Here is a 25,679-nt window from a genome sequence, read left to right on the forward strand (position 1 = left end):
AGGCGTCCATCATTCTTAAGGTCCCGCGACCCGGCAACGGCGACTCGACCGTCCCGCGATCCCGCAGCCATTGCGAACTCAGTCAATCTTATCTTGAATCAATCATATCTTCCTGCCCGTCCGGGCAAGCTCAGCCGGCGTTGACATAGGCCGTCTTGTGCACGGTGTAGAACTCGCGTGCCGCCCGCGCCTGTTCCCTGGGTCCGTAGCTCGAGCCCTTCCGACCCCCGAACGACACGTGGTAGTCCACACCGGCAGTGGGAGCATTGACCATGACCATTCCGGCTTGCGCGTAACGCTTGAAGTGGGACGAATATTTCAGCGACGACGTGAAGATGCCCGCCGACAGGCCGAACTCGGTGTCGTTGGCCACGGCCAGCGCCTCCTCGTAGTCGGCGACCTCGATCACCGAGGCGACCGGGCCGAAGACCTCGTCGACGTTGATCGTGTCCCCGGGCTCGGTGCCTGTGACCAGAGCCGGGGCGAGGAAGTAGCCGCCGGTGTCGGATTCGATGAGTTCGCCGCCGGTGACCTCACCGCCTTCGGCCCGAGCCGTCTCGATGTACCTGAGATCCTGGTCGAGCTGCGTCTGCGAGACCACAGGGCCGATCGCCACACCCTCTGCTCGGGCGTCGCCCACGATCAGCGCGGCCATCTTGTCCTTAAGCAGGGCGACGAACTCGTCGTGGACGTCTGCGGTGACGATGAGCCGCGAGGAGGCGGTGCAGCGCTGGCCGGTGGAGAAGAAGGCACCGTTGATCGCGGCATCGGCGGCCGCGTCGAGGTCGGCATCACCGAGTACGACGAGCGGATTCTTCCCGCCCATCTCGCACTGCACGCGGATCTGATGAGCCGCGGCCGATGCGATGACGGATCGGCCGACGGCGACGGACCCGGTGAAGGTCACGGCGTCGACCTTCGCCGAGGTGGTCAGTGCGTCCCCGACCACGGAGCCCGGCCCCATGACGAGGTTGAGGACTCCGTCGGGAAGTCCCGCCTCGGCGAGGATGTCGGTGAGCGCATAGGCGCTGGCGGGAACGAGTTCGGCCGGTTTGAACACGATCGTGTTGCCGAAGGCCAGGGCCGGGGCGATCTTCCAGGCCGGGATGGCGATCGGGAAGTTCCACGGGGTGATGATGCCGATGACGCCGATGGGTTCGTGGGTCATCTCGGCGATGAGTCCGGGGCGGACGGAGTCGACGACCTCGCCGGTGTTGCGGATGGTCTCGCCGGCGAAGAATTTGAAGATCTGAGAGGCGCGCAGCACCTCACCCTTGGCTTCGCCGAGCTGTTTGCCCTCTTCCCGGGCGAGCAGGTCGCCGAGTTCGTCGGAGCGCTCGGCGATGAGGCTGCCGGCTCGGTCGAGGATCGCGAAGCGCTGCTGGGAGGGGAAGTCCGCCCAATCCGCGCCGGCGTCGGCTGCTGCGGTGATCGCCTCGGCGACTGTGGCGGCATCGGCCCGGGCATAGCGGCCGATCACATCGGAGGGGTCCGAGGGGTTCCGGTTGGTCGAACGCTCATCGCTGGGCACTCTCCTGCCGCCGATGAGATTGTCGAAGACGGCGTCGGGCCCGTGCTGGGCCGTGCCGGCGGATTGGGGCGTCTGGGTCATGGATACTCCTTTGTATTGCGCGATGGCCTGTTGTGCGATCGCCTGTTCTGCGATCGCCTGGGCGTGCTCCCATGCACTGCGGTCGTCAAGGTGCACTGCGGTCGCACTCTGCAAGGTGCTCTGCGGTCGTACACCTCAAGGTGCTCAGCAGTCGTACACCGGAAGGTGCTCGACTGTCTTACACCTCAAGGATAGAGACGCAGCGCCGACCAGGCCGAGGCATCGGCGAGATCGGCCGGTTCATGGCTGCCGTCCGAGCGGCGGAAGACCCATCGGTCATGGAATCTGTTCTGCTGGCCCTGCCAGAATTCGATCTCGAAGACATGCACGCGGAACCCGCCCCAGTGCTCGGGCCGTGGCACGTCCCGGCCCTCGAACTCGGCTGCGGCGGCGTCGTATTCGGCCTGCATCTGCTTCCGATCGGCCACGGGCTGGGACTGCTTGGACACGTTCGCACCGATCTGCGAACCACGGGGGCGGACGGCGAAGTACGCGTCCGAGTCCTCGGCGGAGGCCACCTCGGCGAGGCCGCGGATGCGGACCTGACGTTCCATGTCCTGCCAGGGGAAGTTCACGGCGACGCGGGGATCGGCGCGCAGCTGCCGCCCCTTGGCCGAGTCGTAGTCGGTGAAGAAGAGGAAGCCGCGCTCGTCGAGACCCTTGAGCAGGACGATGCGTGAGCTCGGGCCCCATTCGTCGAGGGTGGAGACGGTCATCGCGTTGGGTTCGCGGACGTGTTCGGCCGCTGCGTCGTACCACTGTCTGAACAGGGTCAGCGGAGAGGTGTCCGGGTGGTCGAAGATGCCGGAATCGTAGGACTTCCGGGTCTGCGGCAGGCGATCGACGGGCTCAGTCATGCCCTCACTCTACGTCGCGGCGCGGACTCGAGTCATCGGCAACCGGAAGCGAAGATTCCGGAGCCGAGGAGCACACCGGCAGCACCGGACCGAGCACCTCGGGCTCCCACCCAATGCACGCCCGCCTGGATCGAACGCCTCGGACTCCGGATGACGGGCTGGTGCCGGGACGAGGGCGGGCCGCCCGTAGAATGTCGAGCGTGACTGCGACGAAGATTACGATCCCAGACGAACTCCTGCCCACCGACGGACGCTTCGGAGCCGGCCCGGCCCGCGTCCGCCCCGCTCAGATCGAGGCCCTCACCGAGGCGGCTTCGACGCTGCTCGGCACCAGTCACCGCCAGAGGCCGGTGAAGAGCCTCGTCGCTCGCATCCGCTCCGGGCTGGCCGAGCTGTTCAGCCTGCCCGAGGGCTACGAGGTGGTGCTCGGCAACGGCGGTTCCACCGTGTTCTGGGACGTCGCCGCCTTCGGCCTCGTCCGCAGTCGCGCCGCGCATGCGACCTTCGGCGAGTTCGGTCAGAAGTTCGCGAAGGCCACCGACACCGCACCCCACCTCAAGTCCTCGCTCGTGCTCGCCGCCGGCCCCGGCACCTCGGCGATCCCCAGCCCTGAGGCCCTGGCCGCGGCAGGAGTCGTCTCCTCCCCAGCCGAGGCGGCCTCCGGTGCTCTCGCCGCCGACGTCTACGCCTGGCCGCACAACGAGACCTCGACCGGTGTGGCCACGTCGATCGCGCGTCCGGCCGGCATCGCCGAGGACGCTCTCGTCGTCGTCGACGCGACCTCGGGCGCCGGCGGACTGAGCGTCGACATCGCCGAGACCGATGTCTACTACTTCGCTCCGCAGAAGAACATGGGCTCCGACGGCGGCTTGTGGGTGGCTCTCATGTCACCGCGCGCGATCGCCCGGGCACAGGAGATCAAGGACTCCGGTCGCTTCATCCCGGCCTCGCTGGATCTGGTCACCGCGATCGAGAACTCGCGTAAGGATCAAACCTACAACACTCCCGCGGTGGCGACTCTTCTGCTGCTCGCCGAGCAGATCGAATGGATCAACGGCAACGGCGGCCTCGCCTGGGCATCCGAGCGGACCCGTGAGACCTCCGGACTCGTCTATGACTGGGCCGACGGCGCCGAGGCGGCCCACCCCTACGTGGCCGAGCCGGCCGATCGCTCATCGGTCGTGGCCACCGTGGACTTCGACGACTCGATCGATGCCGCAGCCGTGGCTTCTGTGCTGCGCGCCAACGGCGTCGTCGACGTCGAGCCCTACCGCAAGCTCGGCCGCAACCAGCTGCGCATCGCGACCTTCGTCTCGGTCGACCCGGCCGACGTCAGGGCACTGCTGGCCTGCATCGACTTCGTCGTCGACGCCCTGAAATAAACCGGCGCGCGCCGACCTCGCAATACATACAGTCAGTGCCATAACCTCCCGTTGCGGCGGGGTGTTATGGCACTGACTGTATGCGCTGCGAGTCGCGGGCCTCGGAGCTGTGCCCGCAGGATGATTCCCTGTGCGCGCTGCCTGCATTTCCCTGCGCGCGCTGCCTGCACTTCCCCGTTCTCGCAGGTTGCTTCCAACAGGACACCGGCTTCAGCGGCCGAGCGCGTCCCGCCGCCGCTGTTCGACGAGCTGCCTGAAGCATCCCTCACCTCTGCCCGCACACCACCCTGCTGCAACGGGGCGGTGTCGCACTGACGGTGCGGGATGCGTGAGCACCTGTAGGAGAAGCCGCTCCGGGTGCAAGTTGCCGCTCCGGGTGCAAGCTGCCGCGAACGAGGCGGGACGCCGCACTGGCACTCGCGAACGAGGCGGAACGCCGCGCTGGTCTCGTGTTCCCGCTGACAGCGAGGGATGAGGCACGCCCCGGCGCTTCACCCGATGAAGTGGATGAGTACTCCGATGCCGTAGGTGATGGCGGCCAGCAGCGCGAGGACGAACTCGATTCCCGCGCCCAGTCCGATCGCCTTGATCGACTCCCAGCTCGACGTCCAGGCGGTCTTCGCTTCTTTGAGGCGAGCATATTCGGCGAGGAACAGCCCCGCCACGAATCCGATCGGCAGCCCGAGCACGGGGATGACGAAGAAGCCGATCACAGCGAGCACTCCGCCCAGCAGCACGGAGGTGTTCGGCACCTCCATCGATTTGAGTTTCCGGCCGGTGAGTACAAGCGAGGAGCTCATCCCGGCCGCGACGAACACGGCGACGATGGCGAAGACGATCCAGGCCATGGGGCCGCCGATGACGATGGCCCAGACGAGCACGGCGATGCCGATGAGGATCGATCCGGGCAGCACCGGCACGATGATGCCGAGGCAGCCGACGAGGATCGCCAGGCCCACCAGCACCGAGGTGATGATGTCAGTGTTCACAGTCCGTCCGTTCCCATCGCCGAGGTCATCCTCCGGATTCTATTCGACGAAGCTCCGTGCCGCCCGTGCCCCCGTCCTCACCGTGCGCACATCAGGGAGCGAACCTACATCAGGCACAGAGAGCACATCAGCGACTGCGCACATCACGGTCGGCCGTGGTAGCTCACGTGCAGTCGGATCCGCGACTTCGGATCGCGGTGGACCCGCAGCTCCTTCGCCGTGATCATCCACAGCAGGCCGACGGCGAAGGCGATGATCCCCGAGGCGGCGCCGACGACGAGCGCCATCCGCGGACCGAACATATCGGCGACCCAGCCGGCCAGGGGCGCACCGATGGGCGTTCCGCCCATGACGACCGCCGCATAGATCGCCATCACGCGGCCCCGGTAGTTCGGGGCAGTCGTCGTCTGCACATAGGCGTTCGCCGAGGTCATCATCGTCAGCGAGGCGAAGCCGACGAACATGAGCGAGGCGGCGAAGAGATAGTAGTTGGGCATCAGCGAGGCGAGACCGACGGCCAGGCCGAAGCCTCCGGCGGCGCCGAAGATGAAGCGCAGCCGCGGCTTCTCCCGCCTCGCCGAGGCGAGCGCACCGGTGACCGAGCCGATCGCCATCACCGAGTTGAGCAGACCGAAACCGCTGGCGTCCTTGCCGAACTCGATCTTCGCCATCGTGGAGGTGTAGATGTTGAAGTTGAATCCGAACGTCGCGATGATGAACAGCACGACCAGGACGATCGTGATGTCGGGGCGCCGCCGCAGATACTTCAGGCCGCCGAGCACACCGCCCTGGCCCCTGCGCCCGGAGGGATGCAGCCGGGACCTGTCGAGGCGGAGGAGGACCGTGAGCGTCGCAGCAAATCCCAGACCGCTGATGAGGAACACCGGGCCGGCGCCGATGAGTGCGGTGAGCACACCGGCCACTGCGGGTCCGATCATGCGGGCGCCGTTGAAGGACGCCGAATTGAGGCTGACCGCGTTCGGCAGCAGCTTCTCCCCCACGAGCTCGGAGACGAAGGCCTGCCGGGCCGGATTGTCCAAGGTCGCGAGCATGCCGAGGGTGAAGGCGAGCACGTAGACGTGCCAGAGGACGATGACGTCGGTGATGACGAGCGCGAAGAGGATGAGTCCGATGGTTCCCAGCAGCGCCTGGGTGACCATGAGCAGGCGGCGTTTGTCGAACTTGTCGACGAGGTTGCCCGCGAACGGGAACATGATGAGCTGCGGGCCCAGCTGCAGGGCCATCGTGATGCCCAGCGCCGAGGCGTTGTTGTCCGTCAGCATGGTCAGGACGATCCAGTCCTGCGCCGTTCGCTGCATCCACGTTCCGGTGTTGGAGATCAGGGCACCGGCGAACCAGTGCCGATAGTTCGGCTCCGACAGCGACCGGAACGTCTGGGACATCTGGCTGCTCAGCCCTCCTGGTACTCGAGTTCGCCCGAATAGTCGTCGACGACGGCTTCGGCGGGATCGTGGTTGGGGCGCCGGACGTCGGTCTCCGAATGCGCACCGCAGCCGGATTCGAGTCCGACCACGCGGCCGTCGAAGGGCGACCATGCGTTGGCGCAGACGCCGAACTTCTGGCGCAGCGAACCGGCGATCGGCATGAGATAGCCGCAGCTGCCGCAGTGGCCGGCCGCGCGGGCGGCGAATTCGCCCTCTCCACCGGCTTCCGAATGCTCCCAGCGGCTGGCGGCCGCGGACAGTCCGTCGGAGGACAGGACCCGTTCGCGGCCGAGCCCGAATTCGAAGTTCGGGATCTGGTCGATGTTGTCGGCCGAGTTGTCCTCGGTCTGCTGGAACCCCGGCTGCAGGTTCGGGTCCCGGTCGAGCTTGGGCAGGGTGTCCCGCGGAGTCATGTCCCCGGGTTCGAGGCGCTCCTCCCAGGGCACCCATTCGGGTGCGATGAGGGCATCGGGGCCGGGCAGCAGTGCGGTCTCGCAGACCGTGACCTTCTTCGCACGGGGAGCGCGGGCGAGTACGGCCACCCACCGCCACCCGCGATAGACCGGATCGGTGCACACGAAGTAGTGGGTGACCAGGCGAGTGCCTTCGGCCACGGTTCCCAGGTGTTCGCCGATGACGGAGGCCCCGGCCGCCTCGGCGATGGCGGACCGGGCGATGTCGATCGCCGCGGCCAGCTGGGTGTCGAGAACGATCTTCTCCGGTTTCGCAGCCCGGGCGGGTCTCGTGGTCTTCGCGGCGTCCGCCTTGTCCGCCTCGGGCGCGGACACGGCGGCGGGCGCGGCGGTCTGCCGGGCCAGCCAATCACTGAACAGCGATGACATCAGGACTCCAAATCGTCGGCAATCGCCCGCAGCAGGCTGGCCACCTTGTTCCCATGCGTCGGGTCCGGGTAACGGCCGTGCTGCAGTCCGTTATTGAGGTCATCCAATACTTTGATGACATCTTCAACCATAACCGCCATGTCCACAGCCGGGCGTCGGCGGGCCTTGGCGACTTTGCCCGGGGTGCCGAGCGGGCGGGCCTTGAGCACCTGTGCTCCGCGACGGGATTCGACGACGTCGTATTCGAGTCGGGTGCCCTTCGTGACGTCGAATCCCTCGGGCAGCACGGAGGAGTGGAGGAAGGCCTGGGAGCCGTCCTCGGCGATGACGAAGCCGAAGCCCTTGTCGGCATCGAACCATTTCACGCGTCCGGTGGGCATGATGTCCTTTCTTCTCATGGCGCCCGCTGCGAAGAGCGGGCAGTGCTGGTGCCTGAGTCGGGCGAGTGTGCCCGGCTGAGGCGAGTCCGGTGTGTCGGAGTCGGCGGGGCCGCCGTCGTCGTCCGCCTCGGCGACGGCAGAGAGGCCCGGGCAGTGCGATCCAGCGGGGACAGGCTCAGTCGTTCCGGGCGCTCCCGGGGGTGGGGGCTGCGCGGCGGGACTGCGGGTCCGGCCGCCTCGGCGGGGAGGCGATCGTGGCCGTTCCGATGGTGCCGGTATCGCTCGACGCCGGGTTCATTCGGCGTGTGCTCAGCCCGTGCCCGGTCCCCTGTCCGGGGTCTGCGGCACGGGCGGTGAAATCAGCTGCGGCCCACCTCGGTCTGTCTGCGTCTGAGTGCCGCGCGGACCATGGTCACGCAGGCCAGAGCGATGGCGATGGGCAAGAGGAGCATGGGCAGATAGGTGAGGAACGGACTGGGTGTGAGACCCATCCACGTTTGGCCGAGGACACCGATGAGGCCGAGCGCTCCGATGGCGGCGGCGGCAACCGCTGCGACGACTATTGCCGTGTCGACTCGATTGGCTGACAATGCGCGTCCTTCCCTGTGATCCCTGTTCCTGTTCTGCCCCTCCATTGTACCCCTCGCGATAGACTGAGCTGCGATGTCAATGACCTTCAGCCAGTGGCTGTCCCACAGTGCAGATGTCGAGTTCGAGTCCTTCGTCCGGACGCGACGCGACCTCCTCCAACCCGAGTCACCGACGATCGGCGCCCTCGCGGCGGCTGCGTCCTCGCGCATCGGCGTCTCCCGCGGCATCGAGGCCCTCGACGCCGAGGAGCTCGAAGTCCTCATCAGCCTGGCCTCGGCCGCCCGCACCACACCGGAGATCGCGGTCGGTGAGAATCCCCATATCGATCCCACCCGCGCCGAGGCGGCCCTGCCCCGACTGCGCGACCTCGGCCTGGCCTGGCCGACGTCCGGCATCGGCTTCTGGCGGATCCAGTCCGAGGCGATCACCCTCCTGCCGACCTCGGCGGCCGAGTCCGCCCGTGCCCGGCCGTGGCAGATCGATCCGGCCTCCGTCGATCCGAGCACCGCGACGATCGGCCGACCGCTCATCAGCAACAGCGAACAGGCCGCCGTCGCCGAGGTGATCTCATCCCTGCGCGGCCTCGTCGACGAACTCGCGGTCGCCCCGATCTCTCGCCTGACCAGCGGCGGGATCTCCAAACGGGACGTGTCCCGGCTCGCCCGCACCCTCGATCTGGGACTCGAGCAGACGATCACGCTGCTGCTGGCCGCGAAGTCCCTCCACCTCATCGGCGTCCTCGACGACGCCCTCGACCCGCAGTGGACGGCCGCCGACGACGCCGACTCGGCCCTCGCCGGCGATCGCGCCGAGCTCTGGGCCGCACTCGTGGGCACCTGGCTGCGCGAGCCCCTCGATGCCACGCAGCTGGCGGCCGGGGCGAGCGAGAATGAACGCCTCACGGTGCTCGCCTCGCCGAAGAAGGCCCTCTTCAAAGGCTCTGCGCAGTCCGTGCCGGCGATGCCGATGCTGCGCCTGAGCGTCCTCAGCGTCCTCCACGACATCGGCCTCGGCACGGCACGGTCGGCGCAGTGGATCCACGCCGAGGTGCTGCGCCGGCATCCGCTCCTGCAGGCCCATGAGCTCGCGATGACCGAATCCGTGCTCCACACGTGCGTGAGCCTGGGCCTGGCGACCACTCCCCTGCAGCAGCCCGAGCACTTCGGGCCCAGCCGTTTCGGCCTCCTCCTGGCCGCCGGTCTGGACACGGCGATGGCCGAGCACGCCCGCCAGGATCCGTCGATCGAACCGCTGGGCATCGGCCTCGAAGCTGTCGAGGTGCCCGGGAACGTCATCGCCGCCGTCACCGACGGGCTGGGAAGCGAAGTGGACAAGGTGCTCATTCAGTCCGACCTCACGGCCGTGGCGACCGGGCCGATCGAACCGCGGGTCCATCACATCCTCCGTCGCTTCGCCGTCGTCGAGGCCCGCGGTCAGGGCACGGTCTACCGCATCGACGCAGAGACGATCGAGGCGAGCATGCAGACGGGGCTGAGCCCGGAGGACGCTCTGGCAGAGCTCGCCGAGATCAGCGTCGAGGAGCTGCCCTCGACCCTGGACTTCCTCGTGCGCAACACCGCGTCGAAGCTGCGCCGGGTCCGCGTGGCCGGAGCCCGAGCCGTGCTCATCGTCGACGACCCGGTCGACCTCGACGTCATCCTCTCCGATCAGGCGATGCTGCCCGCCGGTCTCGAACGACTGGCCCCGACGGTGGCCATCGCCCAGCTCGGACCGGAGCGGACCATGCACCTGCTCGAGGCCGGCGACCATCATGCGCTGCTCCATTCGGCGGGGACGCCCCCGCGCAGGCGACGGGTCATCACCCAGTCCGAACCGGAGGTCAACGTGCGGAGGCGTCCGCGCGTGACGGACGGCCACCTCGGCGAGTACATCCGGATCCTGCGCTCCTCGCCGACCGGGGCACAGGCGCCGGCGAGCACGGACGAGCCCTTGGGGCTCATGGATCGCCTCCGTGAGGCCGCCGAAGCCAAGCATCGGGTCCTCATCCGGATCGCGGATTCGCAGGGACGCGAGCGCGCCATCGAGATGCTGCCGGCCACGCTCAACGCCGGGCGGGTGCGCGGAACTGTCACGAGCACCGGCGCCGAGGCGTCCCTGTCGATCGCCCGCATCGTCAGCGTCGAGCCCGTCGAGCCCCGCCCCTGACCCTTCCTCACCGCCTGGAGGCCCGCCCCTGCCACCTCGCGCCGGACCCCCGCGCTGCCGGCGGTGCCGGGGAAGGGGAACAATTCGAGGGATGTCCGCGTTGTCCCCTCTGGTGTCATCGCGCTCTGGAAGGGAGTCTGAATGAATGGTCCGCTGATCGTACAGTCCGATCGGACTGTGCTGCTGGAATCGGGGCACCCCCAAGCCGTCGAGGCGGCCGTGGCGATCGCTCCGTTCGCGCAGCTGTCACGGACCCCCGAATACATCCACACCTACACGATCACGCCGCTGGGACTGTGGAACGCCCGCGCCAGCGGTCACGACGCCGAGACCGTCGTCGACGTCCTGCTCGAGTTCGCGAAGTACCCGGTCCCCCACGAACTGCTCGTCGACATCGTCGACATCATGGACCGCTTCGGTGTGCTCACCCTCATCGACCATCCGCTCCACGGGCTGACTCTGACCTCGACGGAGACGAAGCTGCTCGATGAGCTCGTCGAACAGCCGGATCTGGTCGGCAAGTTCGGCAAGCGCATCGACGCGGAATCCGTGCTCGTCCATCCTTCGGAGCGCGGCGAACTCAAGCATGCTCTGCTGCAGCTGGGCCACCCGGTCTCCGACCATGCCGGCTACGTCGACGGAGAGGCCCACGAGATCGACCTGTCCGATGACGCCCACGGCGGAAAGTGGCATCTGCGCGACTACCAGAAGCAGGCCATCGACCAGTCGTTGTCAGGCGAATCCGGAGTCGTCGTACTCCCCTGCGGGGCAGGGAAGACCATCGTCGGGGTGGCCACGATGTCGCGGGTGCAGACGACGACGCTCATCCTCGTGACGAACTCGGTGTCCGCAAAGCAGTGGAAGGACGAGATCCTGGCACGGACCACACTGACCGAGGACGAGATCGGCGAGTACTCGGGATCGACGAAGGAGATCCGACCGATCACCATCGCCACCTACCAGGTGCTGACCACCCGACGGAAGGGCTCCTATCTCCACCTCGAACTCCTCGACGCCAAGGACTGGGGGCTGGTCATCTATGACGAGGTGCACCTGCTGCCGGCGCCGATCTTCCGACTGACTGCGAGCCTGCAGGCCCGGCGCCGCCTGGGCCTGACCGCGACCCTCGTCCGTGAGGACGGGCGGGAGGACGAGGTGTTCTCCCTCATCGGCCCCAAGCAGTACGAGGTTCCGTGGAAGGAGCTCGAACGACTCGGCTACATCGCCTCGGCGGCCTGCCATGAGGTGCGGGTGCGCCTCGATGGTGGGACGCGGACGGCCTATGCCCGCGCCGACGGCGAGGACCGGTACCGATTGGCCGCAACCTCGGATGCGAAGCTGCCGGTCGTGTCCGAACTCGTCGCCGACCACCCGGATGCGCAGATCCTCGTCATCGGCCAGTATCTCGACCAGCTCGAGGAGATCGGGGCCGAACTGGGTGCGCCTGTGCTCACGGGCCAGACCCCGGAATCACAGCGTCAGGAGCTCTTCCGCGAATTCCGGTCGGGCGAGATTCCGGTGCTCGTGGTCTCAAAGGTCGCGAACTTCTCCGTGGACCTGCCGGCCGCCTCGGTGGCGATCCAGGTCTCCGGCGCCTTCGGCTCGCGGCAGGAGGAGGCCCAGCGGCTCGGGCGGATCCTGCGGCCGAAGGACGATCAGGGCTCGGCCACCTTCTACACCGTGGTCGCCGCCGACACCGTCGATGAGCACTTCGCCGCGCAGCGCCGCCGCTTCCTCACCGAGCAGGGCTACGGCTACAGCATCGAGGTCCGCTGAGAACAGCCGGTCAGGCCTCGACGAGGGCGGCGTCACCCGACCGGGCGACGACCTCGCGCCGGGCCACACGGCGGGCCAGCCTGGCCTCGCCCCATTTGATGAAGCCGACGCCGCCGAGGATGAACACACCGCCGAAGAGCTGGATCGGCGCGGGCATCTCGAAGAGCACGAGCCAGGCGACGATGACGGAGAACGGCACCTCGACGAGGTTGACGAAGGAGCCGACGGTCGCGCCGATGTAGCGCAGCCCGAGGATGCCGGTGATGTAGGCGCCGACGGTGAAGACGACGATCATCGACATCGGCACGATCCACGACATGGCGATCCCGCCGAAGTCGACATCGGCGGTCACCGCTCCGGCTGGCATGACCCCGACGAGCACGATGAGCGACATCGCCAGCGCGCCGATCCCCATTCCCAGTCCGGTCAGCGCAACCGGCGGAATGGTGATCGTGTCCTTCGCCGAGACGAGGAAGTAGCTGGCCAGGCACACTGCTGCGGCCATCGCCATGACGACGCCGAAAAGGCTGATCGAGGAGTTGCGGAGGTTGAGGACGAGCACGAGTCCGATCATCGAGACCACGACCCCGATGAACGTCACCGTCGCCGGCCTCGTCCGCGTCCGGGCCCAGATCCAGAAGACGATGAGCATCGGCGCGGTCATCTCGAGCAGCAGGGCCACGGCCACGGTGAGGTGTTCGACGGCCACGAAGTAGAAGCCCTGGACTCCGGCCATCGAGACCAGCCCGTAGGTGACGACGGTGCGCCAGTGTCTGAGCACTTCGTCCCACCTGCCGCGCAGTGCGATGAGGGTGGGGATGAGCAGCAGGACCGCCGAGCCGGCCAGACGGATGAGCACGACCGACCCCGGGGTCCATCCGATCGCGTACATCGTCTTCGCGATCGGCCCCGAGACCGCGAAGAAGAACGCGGAGGCAAGGGTGAGCAGGAACCCCACGATGACGGAACGACTCATACCTGACCTCCTGAAGTGCTGATGCGCGGATGGGTGGGACGACGGACGGGTCCCGCGCCGAGGTGACTCGACGTCGGCGCGTGCACGCTGCCTGCTTCGCGGGACCGGGGGCGGCTTCGCGCACACCCGTCGTACCGCTTCAGTATCGATCACGAAAATGAAATGAGTCAAATGCGTTTTGGTGCTTACATGCTGTGGCAGAATGGGCTCCGCTATGACCTTTCCCTATGACATCCGCGCGAATCTCACGATGCTCGTCGACCTCCTCAACACCTCCGGAGACGTCGCGACCGACGGCGACGAGCTGACGACGACCGCCGCACTCCGCGAATTCGCGGCCCGACACGACTTCTCGGGCCCACTGGTCGCCACGCAGACCGACATCGAGGAGACGGTGCGTCTGCGTGCGCGATTCGCCGCCGCCCTCGACTCGAGCATCGACGCCGAGACCGAAGACGAGGTCGAGACCGGCACCTCGGCGGTGGTGGATGAGATCAATCTCACGCTCAGCGACTCGGGTTCCGTGCCCCAGTTAGTCAAACACGACAACTGGGACTGGCACTTGCATGCCACGGGCGCTCAAGCGAGCCTGGCTGATCGCGTGGCCGCCGATGTCGCCCTCGTCCTCATCGACCTCATCCGCTCCGGCGATCTCGACCGGCTCGGGCGGTGTGCCGCCGAGGACTGCCGCGCCTATCTCGCCGACTTCAGCCGCAACCGCTCGAAGCGCTTCTGCGATACCGGAAACTGCGCCAATCGCACTCATGTCGCCGCGTTCCGCGCTCGGCAGTCCGTGTGAACGGTCCGGCCATGTCCCCGCAGCCCCTGCCCATCACCGGCGCCCGGAGACTGGCCGGCGGCTCGGCCGGCATGCTCGCCACGACGAGCATGGCAGCCGGCTTCGCCATCTCACCGATGACCGTCCTGCTCGCCGTCCCCGGCGAGGACCTCGACGCGAACCTGCCACTCTTCGGCCTCACTCTCGCGGCGACGCTCGCGTTCATTCTCATCGGCCATGCGCTCATCCGTGCCGCGCTCGGTCGCGTCCGCACCGGGGGCAGCCTCTCGCGCTTCTTCCGCTATCAGCTGGCGGCCATCGGCGTCGGCGCCGGACTGGGCCTCTGCTTCGCCCCTGCCATGCTGAGCGCCGCACCCGGATGGTGGGCCGCCTCGATCATCGCCGGCATCACGCTCTGCCTCCTGTCCCTGCTGGCGTTCCGCAGCGCCCGCCGTCCCATCCTGCGCAGATCGCCCGGCCCGAACATCGGCCTGGCCGAAGGCGTCGTCGTCGACTACTGGTCAGGCGTCCTCCCTCGCGGCGCCGCCCCGCAGCTGGCCACCATCCGGTTCGTCGACGAGGCCGGCCGGACCAGGTTCGCCCGTCATCTCATCCAGCAGCGCCCGACGGTGCTCGGAACCATGGGGCAGGTGCAGTACGACCGCCGCCGCCCGCACCGCGTTCTGCGCTTCAGCATCTCTGGCCCGCGCTCTCCAGCACGGAGCCGCAACTCCTCCGAACAGCGGCACAGGCCCCATGGTGCTCGGCAGCACACGAACCCGTGCGGCAACCAGCAGCGCATGAATCCGCACGGCCACCTCGGCGAGGATTTCTGAGCGCGAGCTGACCGCGACCACCTTTTTCCGTGAAATCACCCCCGCGTTCCTGAGAGCGCTGGCCTCGCTCGCGGTCAGAATCGACTTTCCTGAGAACTTTTCTGTGTCACACATCACATTCGCATTCAGGTAGTCCCCAGCCGACTGCCAGAAATGGGTTTCAGACTGGTTCCATGACTACAGCACAGAACGATGCCGACATCGAAGCCACCCTGCTCGTTGTCGATGATGAGCCCAATATCCGCGAACTCCTGTCAACCAGTCTCCGCTTCGCCGGTTTCGACGTCGTCTCCGCCGCCAACGGCGCGGAGGCGCTGCGCCTGGCCGAGCAGACCGACGTCGACCTCCTCGTCCTCGACGTCATGCTGCCGGACATGGACGGCTTCACCGTCACCCGACGCCTGCGCCAGATCGGCATGAACGCACCCGTCGTATTCCTCACCGCCCGCGATGACACCTCGGACAAGATCACCGGTCTGACCGTCGGCGGCGATGACTATGTGACCAAGCCCTTCAGCCTCGAAGAGGTCGTCGCCCGCATCCGCGCCGTCCTCCGCCGCACCCGCAGCCTCGAGGACGAGGAGAACGCCGTCATCGTCGCGGGCGACCTCGAACTCGACGATGACACCCACGAGGTCCGCCGCTCCGGCATCCTCATCGACCTCTCCCCCACCGAATTCAAGCTCCTGCGCTACCTCATGCTCAACACGAACCGCGTGCTGTCGAAGTCGCAGATCCTCGACCACGTGTGGGAGTACGACTTCGGCGGCGACACCGGCATCGTCGAGTCCTACATCTCCTACCTGCGCCGCAAGATCGACGTCACCCCGGAGACGGACGCCGCCGGCCACCCGGTCGAGATGGAATGGACCCCGATGATCCAGACCAAGCGCGGTGTCGGCTACATGCTGCGCACACCGGAATCCAAGTAGTCGCCCAAGCAAGGGCGATAGATTACATACGTGGCAAAAGAATCCCGTCCCACCCGGCCCGGCTTCTGGGAAGAATGGTCACTGACCACCAAGCTGCTGGCCATCATGATGCTCCTCATGCTGCTCGTCCTCACGGGGACGAGCGCATGGGTGTTGGAGAACCTGCGCGACAGCCTTGTCCAGCGCACTGACGAACGCCTCATCAGCGCCTCCGAGACCTTGGCGAAACAGGCCTATCATGATGTGTTCCAACCGGCCGAGCTGCAGTCCGGGTCGGACTCCGACGACGCCGAGGATGCGCCGTCGTCGACGACGCTCGATTCGAACTCCTGGGACCAGCTGCGCAGCCTCCTGCCCGGAGGCTTCTATGTGCAGTTCTACAACACCGACGGCGAACCCATCCGCGACCCCGTCGCCCCGGAGCCGGAGAACCGACCGATCCTGCCGAAGATCAACGAGCAGAAGGTCTACGCCCAGGGCGGTCAGCCCTTCACCGTCGCCGGCACGAATTCTCAGTGGCGGGCCCGCGCCATGAAGGTCAAGAACACCGACGTGCTCGTGTCGATCGCGGTGCCCTTCGACCGCGAGATCGACAACATCAACGAACGCGCCCGCAACACGATGGTCGGCATCGGGCTGCTGGCCCTGGCGATGGTCGCAGGAGTCGGCTACTGGGCGATCAACAACACGTTCCGACCGCTGCGCGACATCGAGAAGACCGCCTCACGGATCGCCGGCGGTGACCTCAGCCAGCGTGTGCCCGTCTATCCGCGCAACACCGAGCTCGGGCGCCTTTCGGCGGCACTGAACACCATGCTCGGACGCATCGAGGACTCCTTCGACGGCCAGACCCGGTCCGAGAAGCGCATCCGCCAGTTCGTCTCCGACGCCTCGCACGAGCTGCGGACACCGCTGGTGACGATCCGCGGCTATGCGGAGCTCTACCGCCAGGGTGCGATCACGAAGTCCGAGGACGTCGCCAACGCCATGGAGCGGATGGAGTCCGAGGCCAAACGGATGGGTGTACTGGTCGACGACCTCGTCGTCCTCGCCCGACTCGACGAACAGCGTCCTGCCGAGATCGGTCCCATCGACCTGCACAAGGTCGTCCGCGATGCCGCAGCTGATGCCGCGGCCCAGGCACCGGACCGCGACATCAGCTTCATCGGACTCGACGGGGAGGATGCGCAGCCGGTGCCGATGATCCGCGGATCCGAATCGAAGATCCGCCAGGTCATCGTCAACCTCGCCGGCAACGCCGTGCGTCATACTCCCGAAAACGCGGCCATCGAATTCGCCGTCGGCGTCGTCGGTCTGCCGGGCGCGCCGGAAGCCGAATCCCAGAGCGCCGACGAAAGCCGCGAGGCCACGGGACAGAACGGTCGGAACGGAGCGAAGGAGAAGACCCGCGAACGCGGATTCGTCACCGGCGGGGTCCGCATCTTCCGCCGAGGCGACTCCACCGGGAACGATCAGGCCGATGCCCAGGAGCCGGCGGGCATCGTCCCCGATGTCACGGCGGCGGGCTCGATCACGGTCGATGACTCTCTGCGCGGTTTCCCGAACGGACGGGTCCGCTTCGAGGTCAGGGACCACGGCGAGGGCATCGACCCGGAATCGGTGCCGCGGATCTTCGAACGCTTCTACCGCCTCGACGTCTCCCGGACCAGGGACACCGGAGGGTCCGGTCTGGGACTGTCGATCGTCAAGGCGATCGTGGAGAACCATCACGGCGCGATCTCCGTCCACGAAACCCCGGGCGGCGGTGCGACGTTCCGCATCGACCTGCCCATCTCCGAAACCGGCGACTCCGCTGCGGACACACGAAAGGACGAGCGATGAGCGAGAACAATCATCCCCAGGAGCCGGGCGAGACGTCCCCCAGCCGAGGACAGCACTGGGATCAGGACCACCGCACGTTCCCGAACCCGGATGAGCGCGAGTCACCGGCATCCGACCGCCGTGGGTCGTCTGCCGGCCGCTCACGCGGCTCGTCCGCCGAGGTCCCGCGCACATTCCCGAACCATTCGGCCGCACCGCGCGGCGCGAACGGCGCCGGCGGAACGAGCGCCGCCGGGGCCAACGGTGCCGGCGTCCCCGGGACCAGCGGCTCGGGCGCTCCCGGGGCCAGCTCCGGCGGCCCCGCCCGTGTCAGTCCGCCCGTCGCACCGCCCGAACGACGGCCCGATGCGCACTCCTCCCCACAGACCGGGTACTCCCCGCAGGACAGCCGCCCCGGCCAGGCCCAGCCCACCCATGCGCAGAACCCTGTGGACGGTCACTCCGGTGAACGCGGCCATCCGTCCGGACAGAACAGCGACCAGACGAACCGGCCCCCGCAGCGGTCCTCTTACCCGCAGGGCGGACAGCAGCCGGGCCATCAGCAGCCCTGGCAACAGCAGCAGGCCCAGCACTCCGACCAGAGCAGACCGCAGGCGTATCCCGGCGCGGCGCAGCAGCCGCCCGCCTATCCAGGCTCTGCGCATCCCGGCGCAGCCCAGGCGCATTCCGCTTACGCGGCGGGTGGGGAACAGCCCGCTTATGCGGCGCCCGGCGCCCAGCCCACGGACGCAGCTCCCGGCGCCCAGCCGACCGGAACCGGCTCCTACCCGGCAGCCGCAGGTGCCTATCCTCAGGGAACGGGCTCCTACCCGCCGCCTGCAGGCTCTCAGCCTGCGGGCATGGGCTCCCAGCCTGGTCCGGGAGGGCCCGGCGCCCCGGGCGGACCGGGAGTATACGGTCCCTTCGGGCCGGAGCAGCCGCCTCGGCGAGAGAAGAAGGGCCCCGGGTGGGGCGCGACGATCGCGATCGCGCTGATCGCCGCTCTCCTCGGCGGCGGGGCCGCTTTCGGGGGCAACTACGCACTCTCGGCCCTGCAGGGCGATGAGCCGCGCAAGGTCGCCGAACAGACGATCGAGACCCCCGACTGGACCCAAGTCGCGGAGGACACTTCGGACAGCGTGATGTCGATCCAGGTCGGCACCAATGGTCAGGTGCAGGGCCTTGGTTCGGGCGCGCTCTATGACGATCAGGGGCACGTCATCACGAACAACCACGTCGTCGCACCCGCCGACACCCCGGGCGGTGAGATCGCCGTGACCATGAAGAACGGTGAGACGACGAAGGCCGAAATCGTCGGTCGCGACCCGTCGACGGATATCGCCATCATCAAGCTCGAGCAGGTGCCCGACGGCGTGAAGCCGCTGGAAGTCGGTGATTCGAAGAAGCTCGAGGTCGGCGATCCGGTGATGGCGCTGGGCAACCCTCTCGGTCTCGCAGACTCCGTGACCACAGGCATCGTCTCAGCCCTCGACCGTCCGGTGTCGACGGAGAACATCGGTGAGGATGCGAGCTCGCAGGAGAAGGAGCTGACGATCACCAACGCCATCCAGACGGATGCCGCGATCAACCCGGGCAACTCCGGAGGCCCCCTCGTCGACGGCAACGGCCGGTTCATCGGAGTGAACTCGGCCGCGGCCTCGCTGAGTCAGGCCGGTGAAGGTGAGCAGTCGGGGTCCATCGGCATCGGCTTCGCCATCCCCGCCAACCAGGCCGTGATGATCGCCGATCAGCTCATCGCCAACGGCAAGGCCCTGCATCCCTTCCTCGGGATCACGCTCACCGACGGCCACATCAACAACGGAGGAATCACCCGAGGCACCGCGAAGGTGCAGTCGGTCCAGGCCGGCTCGCCCGCGGCCAAGGCCGGGCTCAAGGACGGCGACGACATCGTCGAGGTCGCCGGGACGAAGGTCAACAATGCCATCGCACTGCGTGCTCTCGTCCGTGCCCAGCCGGTGAACACCCCGGTCGAGATCACGGTGGTGCGCGGCGGACAGGAGCAGACGCTCGATGTGACGCTCGTGCTGCAGTAGCTGCCGCCGCGGACTCGGACGCTCAGGTCTGGGGACACGGCCACGACTCGACCATGCAGAGGGTGTGGACAGCCGAACGCTGTCCACACCCTCTCTCCGTTCCCTTTGGCGGCGCCCGCCGCCCTGTCCACACTGGCCTCGACCCACCCGAATGCGGTGGGAGAAGCGAATTCCAGCCTCCAGGAGTCACCATGAGTTTCGAAGTCGATGCCGAACGCGTCCAGTCCGCTGCCACCGCCACCGCGGGCACCTCCCGCAACCTCATCTCCGAGTCCGAGACGATGCTGCGCAATCTGCTCGCTCTCCAGGAATGCTGGCGCGGCAGTGCGGCCCAGAACTTCCAAGCCGTGATCAACCAGTGGGAGGGTGCGCAGAAGCAGCTCTTCGAGTCCCTCGATTCCATCCACGCGGCCTTGAACACAGCGGCCCGACAGTACTCCGAGGTCGAAGCCGCGAACTCGCGTCTCTTCGCCCCCTGACCACCCGCGATCTCGCCGCGAGGGTCTCGTCGTTCTCGTGGTCGGCGTCTGGCAAACTATCAGCCTTTCTTAGTAGGCTGAGAGCGATAGTTCGCGGCGGTGTTGGCCAAGAATCTCCGGATCGGAGTGGATCGGCTTGGCAGCGTCGGGCCAAACCAATGCAGGAGTCGACTACGGATGAGCATCTTCCAACGGATCGCGACGATCTTCGGCGCCAAGGCCAACAAGGCTCTGGACAAAGCTGAGAACCCCAACGAAACCCTTGACTATTCGTACCAGAAGCAGTTGGAGCTGCTGCAGAAGGTTCGCCGCGGCGTTGCCGATGTCGCCACCAGCCGTAAGCGTCTCGAGCTGCAGATCAACCAGCTCGAACAGCAGCAGGACAAGCTCTCCGGTCAGGCTCAGAAGGCCATGGAGATCGGTCGTGAGGACCTCGCCCGCGAGGCCCTGACCCGCAAGTCCGGGCTCACCCAGCAGATCACCGATCTGCAGAGCCAGCACGAGGGCCTGCAGGGCGAGGAGCAGAAGCTGACTCTGGCCTCGCAGCGCCTGCAGGCCAAGGTCGATGCCTTCCGCACGAAGAAGGAGACGCTGAAGGCCACATACAACGCCGCCGAAGCCCAGTCGAAGATCGGCGAGGCCTTCTCCGGCATCTCCGAAGAGCTCGGGGACGTCGGAATGGCCGTGCAGCGCGCCGAGGACAAGACGGCTTCGCTGCAGGCCCGCGCCGGCGCCGTCGACGAACTGCTCGCCTCCGGTGCCCTCGAGGACGTCACGGGCACCTCGAAGGACGACATCACCGCGCAGCTCGATGCGCTCTCCAGCGACAGCGACGTCGAAATGGAGCTGCAGCGGATGCGCGAATCCCTGCCTGCGGGATCCGACAAGGAGCAGCAGAAGTCGCTCGAAGGGGATGACCAGGCATGATCATTCGCATCATGGGCGAAGGACAGTTCGACGTCGCCGATGTCGATCAGGATCTGCTCCAGAAGTACGACAACCAGGTCGAGGACGCCGTCAATGCCGGCAACGAGGAAGCCGTGCGAAGCGCACTGAACTCCCTCCACGAATACGTCAAGGCCACTGGCAGCCCCGTCTCCGATGACTACCTCGGGTCCTCCGATGTCGTCATCCCGTTCGTCGACGCCACCCTGGCCGAGATCGCCGAGCTGCTCACGGGCGAAGGCTTCATCCCGGACCCGGCCTGAAACCGAATACCACAACGATGCACCCGGCCCATTGTCTTCGCACGAGACAGTGGGCCGGTTCTGCCACTCCCAGAGAGGAATCACGATGAAGAATCGCTTCGTCAAGGACAACGGCCTGACCATGCGGATGGGATGGACGATCTTCCTCAATGGGCTCATCTACGTCGTGCTCATCCTGGCGATCTGGTGGATCATCGGCCAGAGCATCGGCGGCGTCATCATCGCCGTCCTCGTCAGCGCCGGCGCGTTCTTCTTCCAGTGGTACTTCTCCGACAAGATCGCCATGCGGGCCATGGGCGGTCGGGAGGTCTCGGTCCAGGAGGCGCCCGAACTGCATACGATCGTGGACCGGCTCTGTCAGCTCTCGGATTCGCCGAAGCCGAGGGTCGCCGTATCGAATTCGTCGATCCCCAACGCCTTCGCCACCGGACGCTCCCCCGAACGGTCCGTGGTGTGCGTGACCCGGGGCCTGCTGGAGAAGCTCGACCGCGACGAGGTCGAAGTGGTGCTCGCCCACGAACTCTCCCACGTCGCCCACCGAGACGTCACTGTGATGACCGTCGCCGGAGTCACCGGCGTCGTCGCCGCCCTGATGATGCGGGCCGGCTACTATATGAGCTTCGGACGGTCGAACAACAATAACAACGGCATCCCGATCCAGCTGCTGTTCATCCTCGTCGGAGCCGTCGTCTACGGTCTGTCCTTCATCCTCATCCGCAGCCTCTCCCGCTACCGTGAGCTCGCCGCCGATCGAGCTGCCGCCATCCTCACGGGCGCGCCCTCGACGCTGGCTTCGGCGCTGACGAAGCTCAGCGGCGACATGAGCAAGATTCCGGAGAAGGATCTGCGTTCGTCCGCCTCGGCGAACCATCTGGCTCTGATTCCGGCTGTCAGCGGCAAGGCCGCCATCGGCCAGCTCTTCTCGACTCACCCCTCGCTGGAGAAGCGCCTCGATCAGCTGGCGAAGATCTCCGCCCAGCTCTCCCGCCCCGAGTGACGTCCGCTCGAACACCGGCTCATCCCACCGCACCATTCCGACTAGGAGTCCCATGGGTTTCTTCGACGCACTGCTCGGCCGCACCAAACCGAAGCGAGCCAACCTCGACGACCTCTTCGCCCTGCCGCCTGCCGCGCTGACCCTGCAGGCAGCCGCCGGCTTCACCCCGACCGGTGTCGGCGCCGTCGCCTTCCGACAGGTCGAGGGGGCCGCATTCCAGACGGCGGAGTCCGAGAGCGTCGCCCTCATCGGCTCCGATCCGGCCGCCTCGGTGCGGCAGGAGAACGACGGCTACGGCTTCACCTGGCAGGTCGTCGCCGACGCCAACGCCGAGGTGGTCAACCTCGTCACGAACATCCACGCCGTGAACTCGGCGCTGGTCAGCCAGGGCTTCGACACGATGTTGCTGTGCACCACCGTGTACTTCGTCCACCCCGACGGCCGCCGCATGGCCCTGGTCTATCAGTACAAACGCGGCACGTTCTATCCCTTCGTCCAGTCGGGGCCGAAGCAGCGGGACAATCCCCTGGAGATCCAGGTCAAGGGCATCCTCTCCGGTGAGCTGCCGTTCGAGGACGACACCTCGAACTGGTCGGCCCTCTGGGACGCTCCGGGCATGAACGACACCCCGGCGGCCCCAGAGCTCGAATGACCGGCGGCAGCACCGGATGAAAGGAGGGCGTCCCCGCGGGGACGCCCTCCTTCCTGTCGAGTGGGTGTTCCACTCCGTCGAACCGGTGTCGGCTACTCCGTGGCCACCTCGATGACCTCGCCGAGGGCCTCGACCCGATCGCCCGGGCGGATCGTCGCACCGCGGCGGGTCTCGACCTCGCCGTTGACGGTGACCTCACCGTCGGCGATCATGTCTTTGGCCATCGCACCGTGTTCGGCCACGCCGTGGAGTTTGAGCAGCTGGCCGAGCTTGATCGACTCGCCGCGGATCTCGATGGTGTCCATCAGAAGATGTCTCCGATGTCGAACCCGCCGCCGTCTCCGAACAGGCCGCCGCCGTCTCCGCCGTCACCGCCGAAGAGGCCACCGCCGTCGCCTCCCATGTCTCCGCCGCCGTCGCCCATATCGGCTCCGTCCCAGCCGCCGCCCATGCCGCCGAACATCATGGCACCCATGAGGACGCCGGGCAGCAGGCCTGAGCCGGCATAGGAGTTGAAGTAGCCGCGGTTGTATTCGGCGTAGGCGGGGCCGGCCTCCCAGTAGGCACGACGGGTGTGTCCGTCGGCGGTGACGACTTTGCGCACGGCCGGATCCGCGCCGACGGCGACGCGTTCGGCGTCGGCGGCGCACACGGGCACGGGGCGCAGCTGTCCGCCGGCCGGGGCCCAATCGATGTCTTCGACCGAAGGGCCGTGCTGGGGGTTGAAGAAGCAGGGCGGACGACGCACGGGCAGCGGCTTGCCTTCGACGCGGGCACGCACGCACTTCGCGGCGTAGCGGCCGTCTTCGAGCGCCTCGGTGACGTTGCGGATGTCGGAGGGTTCGTCGACCTTCTCGAGGGTCTCCTTGGCGATGTCATAGGAATCCAGCGCCTGCTTGTAGTCCTGCGCTCCCCCGGTGTCGAGTTCGACCCCGGCGGTGATGACATCGAGTTCGGCGACCTCTTCGCCGAACGAGGTGACGTCCTCCTCGGCGGTCCTCTTCACCTGCTCGAGCTCGGCGGCGAGAAGCTCCCGCTGACGCTGCTTCTCCTTGCGGTGGCCGATGAAGAAGACAGCCCCGAGCACAACGAGCAGCAACAGAAATACTTCGGTCACGATCCATGCCTCCCCCGGCTGACTTTGTCCTCGAACAGTATGCCCGATGAGTCTGACAGGCGTCTGAACCTGTGCCTTGCAACCGCTCAGTCCGCGCTCCTGTTCACACCAGCGCCGCAGCCCCTTTGACCAGCGCGGAGATGCCCCCGCCGAAGGCGAGGACGAGCATCCCGGTCCGGGCGATCGAGGTCTCGATGCGCCGTGACAGCCAGTCACCTCCGATGAGGCCCGCGACGAGCACGAGAGCCAATCCGATCCAAGTGCCGATCTCCAGATCCGGCCAGACCCCGCCGTTGACGATCACCTTCATCACCACCGCCGAGGTGGTCCCCACGACGAGGAACGGCTGCAGGGTGGCCGCGAAGGACCGCTGTTCCCAGCTCGTCAGCACCGCGTAGGCGCTGACTGCCGGTCCTCCGGTGCCGGCGGCGGCCGACATGGCGCCCGAGAGCAGCCCGGTCGAAATACGGGTGCCGAAGTTCGCGGGGATCCGATGGCCGAGCCTGCCGAGGGTCAGCGAGCTGATGAGTGAGAGGACGATGAGCGAGCCGATGAGGATCTGCAGGAGTGGAGTGGGCAGGCTGGAGGCCAGCAGAGCTCCCGGGACCGTCCCAATCACCGCACCGAGGGCCAGCTGCCGCAGCGGCGGCCATTCCACCTCGGCGAAGGTGCGGGCGAAGACCGAGAGTGCGGCGGCGATTCCGCAGATGTTGACGAGGACGATGCCGCTGAACGGATCGAGGAGGAGGACGAGGAAGGGACCGCTCACCAGCCCGAACCCCATCCCGGTGACGCGTTGGGACAGGGCCCCGAGGAACACGGCGAAGAGGATGAGCACGACCACGGGTTCCACGCGGTCGAGTCTAGTCCAGTGCCCTCCACCCCTTCGCCCAGGTCCGATCCTGGCGGCGGGGTTAGAGTATGGAACATGAACGCTCGTCCCCTGTGGTCGCGTTTCAGCGCAGATCCACGATCATATGGGCAGGTCCGAGCCTCCGACGCCGATCGGGCGGTGGTCGCAGACGTGCTCTCGGAGGCGTATGCCCTCGGGCAACTAGACGTCTCGGAATTCGATGAACGCACCGAGGCCGCTGCGAAGCTCAAGACCTTGGGCGAGATCCCCGAACTCGTCGACGATCTCGTGCTCCCCGATCCGGCGGAGCTCACACCCGACGAACTCGACGAGGCGGGGCGGGCGCAGGCCCTGGCACGCCTCGAGGCCAACCGCGTTCCGATCACTCCTGAGCAGATCGATGCCGCGGCGCGGAAGTACTACCGGGATCGGGTGCGCCAGTCCGTGCTCGGCATCATCGCCGGTCCCGCGGGCTTCATGCTCGCCATCTGGGCGTTCGCATCGCTCGCCAATGGACAGTTCATCTTCTTCTGGCCGATCTTCGTCATCGTTCCGATGCTCTTCGGCGGGATCTCCCGCATCGCGCACAAGGACGAGATAATCCGCAATCGCAGACGTGAGCTGACGAGGCAGGCCCGGGCCCACCTCGGCGATGCCGAAGCCCGACGCGAAATCGAGAAGGGCGAGCACTCAGCTGAGGACTACGAACCCGAGCTGGGCAGCGGGCTGCAGCCGCCGCACCCGCCCATCCCGCCCTACTCCCCCGGTCAGATATCGCGCCGCGACGAGCGGCGCAGGCGACGCTCCGGTCGCCGCCATCACCGCGACAACCCGTGGGATTGAACAGCCTCAGGCTGATCGCCGCCGTGCCGGCCGACCTCCCGGACGCGGAAGGAGCGTGTCGGCCACTCTCCCGGACGCGAAAGAGCCGTGCCG

Annotated in this window: 25 protein-coding genes; 14 read left to right on the plus strand and 11 right to left on the minus strand. The window is 67.2% G+C overall.

Going from position 1 to position 25,679, the window contains the following annotated elements:
- Positions 1 to 130: 130 nt before the first annotated feature.
- Positions 131 to 1,612, minus strand: coding sequence for an aldehyde dehydrogenase family protein (locus IIE29_RS03675; RefSeq protein ID WP_209323825.1), 1,482 nt, complete (start codon positions 1,610 to 1,612; stop codon positions 131 to 133).
- A 185-nt stretch (positions 1,613 to 1,797) separates the two neighbouring features.
- The gene (gene pdxH / locus IIE29_RS03680) at positions 1,798 to 2,469 is read right to left on the minus strand and encodes a pyridoxamine 5'-phosphate oxidase (protein WP_209323826.1); all 672 of its coding nucleotides are present in this window, start codon (positions 2,467 to 2,469) and stop codon (positions 1,798 to 1,800) included.
- Between the two features lie 200 nt (positions 2,470 to 2,669).
- Here pdxH and serC point away from each other — a divergent pair, with 200 nt between their 5' ends.
- A complete protein-coding gene (gene serC / locus IIE29_RS03685) occupies positions 2,670 to 3,851 on the plus strand; it encodes a phosphoserine transaminase (protein WP_209323827.1) in 1,182 nt (393 codons plus the stop codon).
- 491 nt (positions 3,852 to 4,342) lie between these two features.
- On the opposite strand, the gene IIE29_RS03690 is transcribed toward serC, so the two are convergent.
- The 5 genes from IIE29_RS03690 to IIE29_RS03710 all read right to left on the minus strand — a co-directional run bounded on the left by IIE29_RS03690 (position 4,343) and on the right by IIE29_RS03710 (position 8,097).
- Entirely contained in the window at positions 4,343 to 4,840 is a 498-nt protein-coding gene (locus IIE29_RS03690; RefSeq protein ID WP_209323828.1) for a DUF456 domain-containing protein, read from the minus strand.
- Positions 4,841 to 4,983: 143 nt separating this feature from the next.
- Entirely contained in the window at positions 4,984 to 6,243 is a 1,260-nt protein-coding gene (locus IIE29_RS03695) for an MFS transporter (protein WP_209323829.1), read from the minus strand.
- Positions 6,244 to 6,251: 8 nt separating this feature from the next.
- Complete coding sequence (locus IIE29_RS03700; protein WP_209323830.1) at positions 6,252 to 7,127, minus strand: DUF3027 domain-containing protein; 876 nt, start codon at positions 7,125 to 7,127, stop codon at positions 6,252 to 6,254.
- Positions 7,127 to 7,507, minus strand: a complete 381-nt coding sequence (locus IIE29_RS03705) for a cold-shock protein (protein ID WP_209323831.1) — start codon at positions 7,505 to 7,507, stop codon at positions 7,127 to 7,129. Before IIE29_RS03705 ends, IIE29_RS03700 begins: the two co-directional genes overlap by 1 nt.
- A 359-nt stretch (positions 7,508 to 7,866) precedes the next feature.
- Positions 7,867 to 8,097, minus strand: coding sequence for a hypothetical protein (locus tag IIE29_RS03710; protein WP_209323832.1), 231 nt, complete (start codon positions 8,095 to 8,097; stop codon positions 7,867 to 7,869).
- 79 nt (positions 8,098 to 8,176) lie between these two features.
- Between IIE29_RS03710 and IIE29_RS03715 the strand changes: the two genes are divergently transcribed.
- Entirely contained in the window at positions 8,177 to 10,264 is a 2,088-nt protein-coding gene (locus IIE29_RS03715) for a helicase-associated domain-containing protein (protein ID WP_209323833.1), read from the plus strand.
- A 141-nt stretch (positions 10,265 to 10,405) separates the two neighbouring features.
- Positions 10,406 to 12,040 (plus strand): DNA repair helicase XPB, encoded by a 1,635-nt coding sequence (locus IIE29_RS03720; protein WP_209323834.1) that lies wholly within the window; start codon positions 10,406 to 10,408, stop codon positions 12,038 to 12,040.
- A 10-nt stretch (positions 12,041 to 12,050) separates the two neighbouring features.
- Here IIE29_RS03720 and IIE29_RS03725 read toward each other — a convergent pair whose 3' ends face one another.
- Positions 12,051 to 13,016, minus strand: a complete 966-nt coding sequence (locus IIE29_RS03725) for an EamA family transporter (RefSeq protein WP_216629506.1) — start codon at positions 13,014 to 13,016, stop codon at positions 12,051 to 12,053.
- A 214-nt stretch (positions 13,017 to 13,230) separates the two neighbouring features.
- Here IIE29_RS03725 and IIE29_RS03730 point away from each other — a divergent pair, with 214 nt between their 5' ends.
- The 10 genes from IIE29_RS03730 to pspAB all read left to right on the plus strand — a co-directional run bounded on the left by IIE29_RS03730 (position 13,231) and on the right by pspAB (position 22,773).
- Positions 13,231 to 13,815, plus strand: coding sequence for a CGNR zinc finger domain-containing protein (locus IIE29_RS03730; protein WP_209323835.1), 585 nt, complete (start codon positions 13,231 to 13,233; stop codon positions 13,813 to 13,815).
- Between the two features lie 11 nt (positions 13,816 to 13,826).
- Positions 13,827 to 14,630, plus strand: coding sequence for a hypothetical protein (locus IIE29_RS03735; RefSeq protein ID WP_209323836.1), 804 nt, complete (start codon positions 13,827 to 13,829; stop codon positions 14,628 to 14,630).
- A 173-nt stretch (positions 14,631 to 14,803) separates the two neighbouring features.
- On the plus strand, positions 14,804 to 15,562 hold the full coding sequence (locus IIE29_RS03740) for a response regulator transcription factor (protein WP_209323837.1): 759 nt from the start codon (positions 14,804 to 14,806) through the stop codon (positions 15,560 to 15,562).
- A 30-nt stretch (positions 15,563 to 15,592) separates the two neighbouring features.
- Positions 15,593 to 17,404, plus strand: a complete 1,812-nt coding sequence (locus IIE29_RS03745; RefSeq protein ID WP_209323838.1) for a sensor histidine kinase — start codon at positions 15,593 to 15,595, stop codon at positions 17,402 to 17,404.
- Complete coding sequence (locus tag IIE29_RS17000; protein WP_209323839.1) at positions 17,401 to 19,437, plus strand: trypsin-like peptidase domain-containing protein; 2,037 nt, start codon at positions 17,401 to 17,403, stop codon at positions 19,435 to 19,437. The genes IIE29_RS03745 and IIE29_RS17000 overlap by 4 nt, the downstream gene beginning before the upstream one ends.
- A gap of 191 nt (positions 19,438 to 19,628) precedes the next feature.
- Positions 19,629 to 19,916 (plus strand): WXG100 family type VII secretion target, encoded by a 288-nt coding sequence (locus IIE29_RS03755; protein WP_209323840.1) that lies wholly within the window; start codon positions 19,629 to 19,631, stop codon positions 19,914 to 19,916.
- Between the two features lie 177 nt (positions 19,917 to 20,093).
- Positions 20,094 to 20,843, plus strand: a complete 750-nt coding sequence (locus tag IIE29_RS03760) for a PspA/IM30 family protein (RefSeq protein ID WP_209323841.1) — start codon at positions 20,094 to 20,096, stop codon at positions 20,841 to 20,843.
- Positions 20,840 to 21,124 (plus strand): PspA-associated protein PspAA, encoded by a 285-nt coding sequence (pspAA, locus tag IIE29_RS03765; protein WP_209323842.1) that lies wholly within the window; start codon positions 20,840 to 20,842, stop codon positions 21,122 to 21,124. Before IIE29_RS03760 ends, pspAA begins: the two co-directional genes overlap by 4 nt.
- 85 nt (positions 21,125 to 21,209) lie before the next feature.
- On the plus strand, positions 21,210 to 22,121 hold the full coding sequence (gene htpX, locus IIE29_RS03770) for a zinc metalloprotease HtpX (RefSeq protein ID WP_209323843.1): 912 nt from the start codon (positions 21,210 to 21,212) through the stop codon (positions 22,119 to 22,121).
- A gap of 52 nt (positions 22,122 to 22,173) precedes the next feature.
- Entirely contained in the window at positions 22,174 to 22,773 is a 600-nt protein-coding gene (gene pspAB, locus IIE29_RS03775) for a PspA-associated protein PspAB (protein WP_209323844.1), read from the plus strand.
- Between the two features lie 92 nt (positions 22,774 to 22,865).
- Here the strand turns inward: pspAB and IIE29_RS03780 are convergent, their stop codons facing one another.
- The 3 genes from IIE29_RS03780 to IIE29_RS03790 all read right to left on the minus strand — a co-directional run bounded on the left by IIE29_RS03780 (position 22,866) and on the right by IIE29_RS03790 (position 24,743).
- Positions 22,866 to 23,078, minus strand: coding sequence for an RNA-binding S4 domain-containing protein (locus IIE29_RS03780; RefSeq protein ID WP_209323845.1), 213 nt, complete (start codon positions 23,076 to 23,078; stop codon positions 22,866 to 22,868).
- Positions 23,078 to 23,890, minus strand: coding sequence for a hypothetical protein (locus IIE29_RS03785; RefSeq protein ID WP_209323846.1), 813 nt, complete (start codon positions 23,888 to 23,890; stop codon positions 23,078 to 23,080). The genes IIE29_RS03780 and IIE29_RS03785 overlap by 1 nt, the downstream gene beginning before the upstream one ends.
- 103 nt (positions 23,891 to 23,993) lie before the next feature.
- Positions 23,994 to 24,743, minus strand: a complete 750-nt coding sequence (locus IIE29_RS03790; RefSeq protein WP_209323847.1) for a TSUP family transporter — start codon at positions 24,741 to 24,743, stop codon at positions 23,994 to 23,996.
- Between the two features lie 75 nt (positions 24,744 to 24,818).
- On the opposite strand from IIE29_RS03790, the gene IIE29_RS03795 reads away from it, so the two are divergent.
- The gene (locus IIE29_RS03795) at positions 24,819 to 25,586 is read left to right on the plus strand and encodes a DUF1707 SHOCT-like domain-containing protein (protein ID WP_209323848.1); all 768 of its coding nucleotides are present in this window, start codon (positions 24,819 to 24,821) and stop codon (positions 25,584 to 25,586) included.
- The last annotated feature ends 93 nt before the right edge of the window (positions 25,587 to 25,679 follow it).

Source organism: Brevibacterium renqingii, from assembly GCF_017808095.1.
Classification (GTDB): Bacteria; Actinomycetota; Actinomycetes; order Actinomycetales; family Brevibacteriaceae; genus Brevibacterium; species Brevibacterium renqingii.

Excerpts from the sequence above, each read along its gene's own strand:
- IIE29_RS03675 (WP_209323825.1), bottom strand. The coding sequence starts at position 1,612 with ATGACCCAGACGCCCCAATCCGCCGGCACGGCCCAGCACGGGCCCGAC.
- pdxH (WP_209323826.1), bottom strand. The coding sequence starts at position 2,469 with ATGACTGAGCCCGTCGATCGCCTGCCGCAGACCCGGAAGTCCTACGAT.
- IIE29_RS03695 (WP_209323829.1), bottom strand. The coding sequence starts at position 6,243 with ATGTCCCAGACGTTCCGGTCGCTGTCGGAGCCGAACTATCGGCACTGG.
- IIE29_RS03700 (WP_209323830.1), bottom strand. The coding sequence starts at position 7,127 with ATGTCATCGCTGTTCAGTGATTGGCTGGCCCGGCAGACCGCCGCGCCC.
- IIE29_RS03705 (WP_209323831.1), bottom strand. The coding sequence starts at position 7,507 with ATGCCCACCGGACGCGTGAAATGGTTCGATGCCGACAAGGGCTTCGGC.
- IIE29_RS03715 (WP_209323833.1), top strand. The coding sequence starts at position 8,177 with ATGACCTTCAGCCAGTGGCTGTCCCACAGTGCAGATGTCGAGTTCGAG.
- IIE29_RS03720 (WP_209323834.1), top strand. The coding sequence starts at position 10,406 with ATGAATGGTCCGCTGATCGTACAGTCCGATCGGACTGTGCTGCTGGAA.
- IIE29_RS03725 (WP_216629506.1), bottom strand. The coding sequence starts at position 13,016 with ATGAGTCGTTCCGTCATCGTGGGGTTCCTGCTCACCCTTGCCTCCGCG.
- IIE29_RS03730 (WP_209323835.1), top strand. The coding sequence starts at position 13,231 with ATGACCTTTCCCTATGACATCCGCGCGAATCTCACGATGCTCGTCGAC.
- IIE29_RS03735 (WP_209323836.1), top strand. The coding sequence starts at position 13,827 with ATGTCCCCGCAGCCCCTGCCCATCACCGGCGCCCGGAGACTGGCCGGC.
- IIE29_RS03740 (WP_209323837.1), top strand. The coding sequence starts at position 14,804 with ATGACTACAGCACAGAACGATGCCGACATCGAAGCCACCCTGCTCGTT.
- IIE29_RS17000 (WP_209323839.1), top strand. The coding sequence starts at position 17,401 with ATGAGCGAGAACAATCATCCCCAGGAGCCGGGCGAGACGTCCCCCAGC.
- IIE29_RS03755 (WP_209323840.1), top strand. The coding sequence starts at position 19,629 with ATGAGTTTCGAAGTCGATGCCGAACGCGTCCAGTCCGCTGCCACCGCC.
- IIE29_RS03760 (WP_209323841.1), top strand. The coding sequence starts at position 20,094 with ATGAGCATCTTCCAACGGATCGCGACGATCTTCGGCGCCAAGGCCAAC.
- pspAA (WP_209323842.1), top strand. The coding sequence starts at position 20,840 with ATGATCATTCGCATCATGGGCGAAGGACAGTTCGACGTCGCCGATGTC.
- htpX (WP_209323843.1), top strand. The coding sequence starts at position 21,210 with ATGAAGAATCGCTTCGTCAAGGACAACGGCCTGACCATGCGGATGGGA.
- pspAB (WP_209323844.1), top strand. The coding sequence starts at position 22,174 with ATGGGTTTCTTCGACGCACTGCTCGGCCGCACCAAACCGAAGCGAGCC.
- IIE29_RS03780 (WP_209323845.1), bottom strand. The coding sequence starts at position 23,078 with ATGGACACCATCGAGATCCGCGGCGAGTCGATCAAGCTCGGCCAGCTG.
- IIE29_RS03795 (WP_209323848.1), top strand. The coding sequence starts at position 24,819 with ATGAACGCTCGTCCCCTGTGGTCGCGTTTCAGCGCAGATCCACGATCA.